This window comes from Deltaproteobacteria bacterium RBG_16_64_85 (assembly GCA_001798885.1).
Classification (GTDB): Bacteria; Desulfobacterota; Deferrimicrobia; order Deferrimicrobiales; family Deferrimicrobiaceae; genus FEB-35.
In genome coordinates, this window is the sequence record MGQW01000042.1 from 1 (window position 1) to 5,205 (window position 5,205).

Below are 5,205 nucleotides of genomic sequence, written 5' to 3' on the forward strand. Positions count from 1 at the left end.
TCCAAATCTATCGCAGAGGGGGAAAGAACGGCAATATCAAATTCTTCGCGGGATTTTCCGCCTGGCGCACGCCCTTGCCACGGCGCAGAAATCACACTCGCCCGAACGCCGCAAGGTGCATTTCCCGAGGATCCCGATGCGGGTCAAAGCGAAGTCGAATTTCACCGGATCCTCGGGGCAGACGGCACGGAAAGCGCCGGTGATTTCCTCGGCCACCCGAAAGGACGGCGTTCGGCTGTGGGTCAATCCCATCCACCGGCCCATCCGGGCCATATGGGTATCCAGAGGGACGATCAGTTCCCGCGGGGAGAGGACGGTCCAGATCCCGAGGTCGATTCCGTCTTTTCCACGGACCATCCAGCGCAGGAACAGGTTGTGACGCTTGCAGGCGGACCCCTTCCGCGGGTCGGGGAAGAGGAAATTCCTCTGGCGGGGAAGACCGGGGCCCCACTTCGCACGAAATCCATCGAGGAAACGGGCGAGCCGCTCGCGCGTCCCGGGGCCGGAGGCCTCCATCCCCCGCAGGTACAGGGTTTCCAGGCTTCCATGCTCGAGGTACACCGCTCGCACACATCCGAGAAACCGGTGAACTCCCGCGGAGGAAATGAACCGGTGGCGCAGCCCGGAGAACCGTTTCCTGGGGAGACCCCCCGGCCCGGTGAGCGCTTCATGCGGGGATGGAGCCAGCGCCGAGAACAGCCGCTCGAGAAACGCCCGGATCTGGGCGACATTTCCGAAAGCGAACGATGCGGCGATGAACGCCGCGGCCTCGATGTCCTCCGGGGTGCGATATCGATGGGCGAACTCGACAGGGTCGGAGGAGAGCGGCCCGCCCCCGTGTTCGGCGTGCGCCGCCGAGAGTGCCTTTCCGAGAAGATCGGATGGGACTACGGGATCACCTTGTTGAGGGGGTACTCGACGATCCCCGACGCGCCCGTCTTCTTCAGCACGGGGATGAGCTCCCGGACGGTTTTTTCGTCGACGATCACCTCGAGGCTGAACCACCCCGCCTCGCTCAGGGACGAAATCGTCGGGTTCTGCAGGGCCGGCAGCACCTTGAGAACCCGATCCAGGTGGATGCGCGCGACATTCATTTTCAACCCGACCTTCTCCTGGGCCCGGAGAGCGCCCGTGAGGAGCAGGGCGATGGTTTCCATCTTTTGCCGTTTCCACGGGTCCTTCCATGCGTCGCGGTTGGCGATCAGGACGGTGGTCGATTCCAGGATCGTCTCGACGATCCGGAGGTTGTTGGCCTGGAGGGAGCTTCCCGTCTCGGTCAGCTCCACGATGGCATCCGCCAGCCGCGGCGCCTTCACTTCCGTCGCCCCCCAGGAAAACTCGACCCGGGCGTTGATGTTCCGCTCTTTCAGAAACCTCCGCGTGAACTGCACGAGCTCGGTGGCGACGCGCTTGCCTCTCAGGTCTTCGATGCGCCGGATCGGCGAATCGTTGGGTACGGCCACCACCCACCGGACCGACCGCAACCCCCCTTTGGCGTATTGGAGAGTGCATACCTCCTTCACCTTGGCGTTCTGCTCCAGGACCCAGTCCCGGCCGGTCAACCCCAGGTCGAGGATGCCGTCCTGGACGTAACGCGCCATCTCCTGCGCTCGGATCAGGAGTCCCGAGAGCTCCTCGTCGTCGATGGAGGGAATGTAGCTGCGGGATCCCACCGTGATGGTGAACCCGGCCTTGCGGAACAGGGCCAGCGTGGACTCCTGCAGACTCCCCTTGGGCAGCCCGATGTTCAGCACCTTGATCGCTTTCTCCTTCATGGCCTTCCTCTTGGGGAAAAAACCTGGAAAAGGTATTCTACTTGCGGGAGTGGAGCAAGGCAATCGGGAATCGGAATCGCTTCCTCTTCCTCACCGCGTGTAGAATGGACGCCGGATGGGAGCCTCACTCCGGGAGGAGGGTATGCGCGGCGAGGACGCCCTGATCCTGATGGCGAAAGCCCCTCTGCCGGGGAAGGTGAAGACCCGGATGTGCCCGCCCCTGTCGCACCGCCGGGCCGCGGAATTCTACGCCTGCCTGCTGGAGGACATCGCGTGCGAAACGACCCTCCTGCGCGGGGTTCGGCGTTACCTCTTCCACACGCCGCCGGGAGGGAAGGCGGTTTTCCTTGCCGCTTCCTTTTCGTGCTTCCTGTTGCGGAAACAGGCGGGAAACGACCTCGGGGAACGGATGGCGCGGGCGGTGGGGGAGGCCTTCGCGGACGGGGCGCGCAGGGTGGTGGTCATCGGAGCCGACTGCCCTGCTCTTTCGGCGGCGAGGATCCGGTCCGCGTTCCGTGAGCTTGCCGACGCCGCAGACGCGGTTTTCGGACCCGCCGGTGACGGGGGGTTCTACCTGGTCGGCCTGAATGCGCACGCCCCGTCCCTGTTCCACGGTATCGAGTGGAGCCTCCCGACGGTCCTGACTGCGCTCCTTTCGCGCTGCCGACAGGCGGGGATGACCTACGCCCTCCTGCCCGTGGAGTCCGACGTGGATACTGCGGACGACCTCGCGGCACTGCGCCGGTGGGCCCGCACGCACTCGCGCCCCGCCTGCCCCCGGACTCGGAGATGGGTCCGGCCCGGCCCCCCTTGACTCACCTCTTCTCCGGTACGTATCTCCACGTACCACCGGGAGGGACGAGCCTCCTTCCCGTTCCCAGGTCCACGATCTCGCTCCGGAGGACGACCTCCTTCAATCCCGCTGCGGATGCCTCGATCTCGAAGGCGCCGGTTTCCCCGCGAAACAGCGCTCCCTCGCCGCGGAACTCGGCCTTCGGGAACGCCGTCTTCTTTTCCCGCCTGCCGTCCCGGTAGACGAACTCCGTCACGACGCCGATCGACTTCAGGGAAAGGTCGGGAACATCCTCCCCCTCGTTCGTCACGAACACCTGGAGAAGGACCGTTTGCCCCTTCTTCTCGTGCTTCACCTTCATGGTGAGCGCCGGGTTCGGCACAACGTGCACCTTGTAGCCCACCCATACTCCATAGACGATGAAAAGGAGAAGGACCGCGGCCAGCACCGGCCCCGCGACCTTGATCCACTTGCCGTAACGGGCCCACAGGTCGGCCAGGAGCGCCCGCTGCTCCTCCCGCAGGTATCGGAGCAGGAAGTCGGATCCCTTTTGGAAGGCGGGTGGGCGGTCCAGCTTCTTGGGAGTGTTCAGGACCTGCTGGCAATGCGGGCAGACCTTTCCCTCGGCCGGAATCTGGATGGTGCAGTAAGGGCAACTGATGAACCGCTGGTCATCCGGCGAAAGCGGCGGGGTCTTCGCCATCGATGCCTCCGGGGGTCAAGGAGCGTTACCCCTTCCCCTCTTTCGACAGGAATTGCACCAGGAGCCGGACCGGCGCCCCCGTCGGCCCGGCCGCATATCCCATTCGATCCTTTTCGCGCCACGCCACGCCGGCGATGTCCAGGTGGACCCATGGGGTGCCGTCGGCGAACTCCTTCAGGAAATATCCGGCGGTGATCGTCCCCGCCTCCGGCCCGCCGATATTCTTCAGATCCCCGATGTCGCTCTTGATCTGCTCGAAGTACTCCTCAAAAAGAGGAAGCTCCCACGCCCTCTCCCCGGACAAGGCGGAAGCCTCCTTCATCCGGGCGAGGAGCCTTTCGTCGTTCCCCATCATCCCCATCGTCACGCTCCCCAGCGCCACGACGCACGCCCCGGTCAGCGTGGCGGCGTCGACCATCTCGGCCGGCCGGTAACGCTTCTTCGCGTAGGCGATGGCATCCGCCAGGATCAGCCGCCCTTCGGCGTCGGTGGAGAGCACCTCGACGGTTTTTCCCGACATCATCCGGATCACATCCCCGGGCCTGTAGGCCGTCCCGGACGGCATGTTCTCCACCGCGGGGACCACCGCGACGATATTTTTCGGAATCCCGAGCGCGGCCGCGGCACGGATCGTGGCCAGCATCCCCGCTCCGCCGGCCATGTCGGTTTTCATCTTCTCCATCCCTTCCCACTTCTTGAGCGAGATCCCGCCCGTGTCGAAGGTCACCCCTTTCCCGATGAGCGCCGTCCAGGGGCGGCCGGGACGCCCGCCGCGGTACTCCGCCACGATCAGCCGCGGGGGAGCCGCGCTCCCCTTCCCGACGGCCAGGATCCCTCCCATCTTCCAGCCCTCGATCTCCTTCCTTCCGTACACCCGGACGCGGATCTTCCTTCCAGCCGCCGGCCCGAGCCTGCCCGGCAAAGCCCTTGCCGCCCGCGCCAGTCCGTCCGGACGCAAGTCCGCCGGCGGGGAGGCAACGAGATCCCGCCCCCAGTTGATCGCTTCTCCGATCCTGGCGCCTTCGTCGAGGCCCGCCTTGACCCGCCCGGCCAGCGCCCGGTTGCGCTCGATCCACTGGAACCGCTCCACGCGATTCGCCTTCTCCGATTTGTATCGATCGTATTCGTAGCCGGAGAGCGCAACGCCCAGCGCGGCGAACCGCGCCGCCGTCTGCGGATCCAGACCCCCTGCGCCCGCACCGTGCAGCACCGACGCAACCGCCTTCAGCTTGAGCTTCCCGGCAACGCGCATCACGGGGAGCGACGACTGCCGCACGAGATCCGGCGTGAACTTCTCCTTTTTCCCGAGCCCCAGGACCAGCACGCGGGTGGAGGCGACTCCCTTGCCGGGCCGCAGGAGAAGCGTATCCCCCCACTTCCCCTGGAAGTCGCCGTCCCTGATCGCCGCGGTGATCGCGCCCCCGATCGCCGCGTCGACCGCGCCGGTGGCTCCGCCGGGAGTTTTCACGCCCTCGAAAAGGTTGACCACCAGCATGTCGGCCTTGTGCCGGAGGATATCTCCGACGACGAGTTCGATCTTCATAGAAGCTCCCCGGTTCGAATCCATCCGCTTCTTAGCACGTTATTGGGGCGGAAGGAGGTTGTCAAGAAATCCGGTCGCTCAGAAATCCGGTCGCTCTGTCCCCACGTGCTAAACTTGTGACCATGCATTCCGCCGGAAGGAGACCGCCTGCAATGTCCCGTCCCTTGTACACCACCACGGATCTCACCGCTTTTCCCGATCTCAAGGAGTACGCTCCGGATGCCTTCGAAGCCTACAACGCCTGGTCCGCCGCTGCGTTTGCCGAAGGAGCCCTGAGCAAGAGGACCAAGGAGCTCATCGCTTTCGCGGTCGCTCATGCCATCCAGTGCCCGTACTGCATCGACGTCCATGCCAAGGGGGCCTCGTCGGCCGGCGCGTCCCGGGAGGAGAT

5 protein-coding genes and 1 pseudogene are annotated in these 5,205 nt (G+C 65.2%); 2 read left to right on the forward strand and 4 right to left on the reverse strand.

Annotation, left to right across the window (positions count from 1 at the left end):
- Positions 1-36 precede the first annotated feature (36 nt).
- Both A2Z13_04355 and A2Z13_04360 read right to left on the reverse strand, forming a co-directional pair.
- The gene (locus A2Z13_04355) at positions 37-561 is read right to left on the reverse strand and encodes a hypothetical protein (protein ID OGP79123.1); all 525 of its coding nucleotides are present in this window, start codon (positions 559-561) and stop codon (positions 37-39) included.
- Positions 562-887: 326 nt separating this feature from the next.
- Positions 888-1,775: an ATP phosphoribosyltransferase gene (locus A2Z13_04360; GenBank protein OGP79124.1), complete on the reverse strand. Its 888-nt coding sequence runs from the start codon at positions 1,773-1,775 to the stop codon at positions 888-890.
- A 142-nt stretch (positions 1,776-1,917) separates the two neighbouring features.
- Here A2Z13_04360 and A2Z13_04365 point away from each other — a divergent pair, with 142 nt between their 5' ends.
- Positions 1,918-2,589 (forward strand): hypothetical protein, encoded by a 672-nt coding sequence (locus A2Z13_04365; GenBank protein OGP79125.1) that lies wholly within the window; start codon positions 1,918-1,920, stop codon positions 2,587-2,589.
- A gap of 1 nt (position 2,590) precedes the next feature.
- On the opposite strand, the gene A2Z13_04370 is transcribed toward A2Z13_04365, so the two are convergent.
- Both A2Z13_04370 and A2Z13_04375 read right to left on the reverse strand, forming a co-directional pair.
- Positions 2,591-3,271 carry a hypothetical protein gene (locus tag A2Z13_04370; GenBank protein OGP79126.1) on the reverse strand — a complete coding sequence of 227 codons (681 nt, stop codon included), beginning with the start codon at positions 3,269-3,271 and terminating at the stop codon, positions 2,591-2,593.
- Between the two features lie 25 nt (positions 3,272-3,296).
- Positions 3,297-4,814 (reverse strand): hypothetical protein, encoded by a 1,518-nt coding sequence (locus tag A2Z13_04375; protein OGP79127.1) that lies wholly within the window; start codon positions 4,812-4,814, stop codon positions 3,297-3,299.
- Positions 4,815-4,966: 152 nt separating this feature from the next.
- Between A2Z13_04375 and A2Z13_04380 the strand changes: the two are divergent.
- Positions 4,967-5,205, forward strand: a pseudogene (locus A2Z13_04380) (hypothetical protein).